The 1660-nt window shown below is 69.7% G+C and carries 1 protein-coding gene; it reads right to left on the bottom strand.

The window, feature by feature from the left end; translation table 11 throughout:
* Nucleotides 1–161: 161 nt before the first annotated feature.
* Complete coding sequence (locus tag ACZ60E_RS45705; protein ID WP_469448221.1) at nucleotides 162–1538, bottom strand: IS1380 family transposase; 1377 nt, start codon at nucleotides 1536–1538, stop codon at nucleotides 162–164.
* Nucleotides 1539–1660: the final 122 nt, after the last annotated feature.

The following is a 1660-nucleotide window of genomic DNA, read 5'->3' as shown; positions in this document are numbered from 1 at the left end:
CCTCGAAGTTTCGTGACGGTCCGCCGACGGAGTCGATGGACCGTTTTCGTGCCGTGGGTGAAGGCTGTGCAGGCCCAGGGCCCGAGTGTCGCCTCGGGGTGGCGCCGGGTTCCACTGCTCCGGGTGTTGAGCTGCTGTCGTAGGGACGGGGAATTGGTTGGTCAGCCAGGGTCGGGCAGTTGGGTGAGTCGTTCGAGGGCTGCGGTGATGTGGCTGGTCCAGGGCCAGTGCCGGGCCAGGCGGAGGATCCGCCGACGGCCGGTGGTCACGAGCTGTCCGGCCGCGGTGAACAGGCGGAGCCGTAGCCGGCGGGGCTCCCAGAGCCTGGCGCTGCCGGTCAGGGCTAGCAGCGGCATCCAGGCCAGCAGGTCGAGAGCGATCTGTACGATCTCCAGCCAGATCCGGTTCTGGGCCGTGCGGTGCAGGGGCAGGTTGCGCAGGCCGGTGGTTCGGGCGGCGCGGATGCGGTCCTCGGCCCGGGCCCGCAGCCGGTGGCGGAGCTCGAGCTCGGCGATCGGCCGGCCCAAGGTGTTGGTGGCGAAGCAGGTCAGCCGCATGCCGTCCGCATCCGTGAGCCGCAACTGTGCCCCGGGGTGCGGCCGTTCCTTCCTGACGATCAGCCGCATGCCCTGCGGCCAGCCGTCCAGAATGTCGCCGGTGAATTCAGTGACCCAGGCGCCGTCGCGTATCTCGCCGTCCGCCTCGACGGCCGCCGTCCAGGCCGACGCAGGAACGCTCAACACATGCTGGTGGACCTGCTCGGTGATCACCATGCCGACCGAGTAGGACAGCCACCGTCCCCGCTGAGCGAGCCAGGCGACGAAGTCGTGGGTGCCGCCCGCGGAGTCGGTGCGGATCAGGGTCCGGCGTCCGCGCCGGTACTTCTTCGGCAGCTGCGCCAGGGCCAGTTGGGCGGCGGTAATGTGGTCGGTGGCCGTGTTCGATCCTGCGTTGCCCGGTCTGAGCAGGGCCGCGACCGGTTCACCCGTGCCGCCCGGTCCGTGGTCGACGAACCCCATCAGCGGGTGGTGGCCGTAGGTTCGCTTCCACGTGGGTGCGGCGTCTTCCTTGTCCGAGTGCGCGATCACCAGCACCCCGTCGAGGTCCACGGTCACCGTCCCGCCCGCATCAGGCGCTTTTCCTTCAGCCAACTGCCAGACGTGTGCCCGTACTTCTGCCCGCGCGGCACGGATGGCCTGCAGGGCCTTCTCCCCGGAGGCCGCGAGGGTGTCGATGAGGCGGGAGACCGTCGGGTCGGAGGCCACCGGCCCGAACACGGCCGGCTCGGCCCGCAGCATGCCGACATCCGCCAGGCAGTCCCCGCCCAGCGCGACCGCCAGAGCGACGTCCAACAGGATCTTGCCCGGATCGTGCACCGCCCGAGCCTTCCGCCACGGCGTCAGCGCCGCCGATATCGCGGTGTCCAAACCGGCCTTGCGGACGGTCTCGACCAGCAGCACGCCCCCGGCCTGCGTGACCACCGCCCGGCCGCCGCCCTCGATGCGGACACGCGGGTACGACCCGATACGCTTCTTCACCTGGAGAGTGCTTCTTTCCGTGCAGCCAACAGGACCCTAGACAAGTCCCATCGTTGCAGGTCAGGAGCACTCTCCGCTTATTTGATCAAGCCTCGGACGTCCCACCTCGTGAAAGCGCGAGG

It is taken from the genome of Streptomyces sp. NPDC102514, assembly GCF_055584525.1.
The sequence above is the reverse complement of the archived record's forward strand: the minus strand, read 5'-3'. Positions and strand labels throughout refer to the sequence as shown.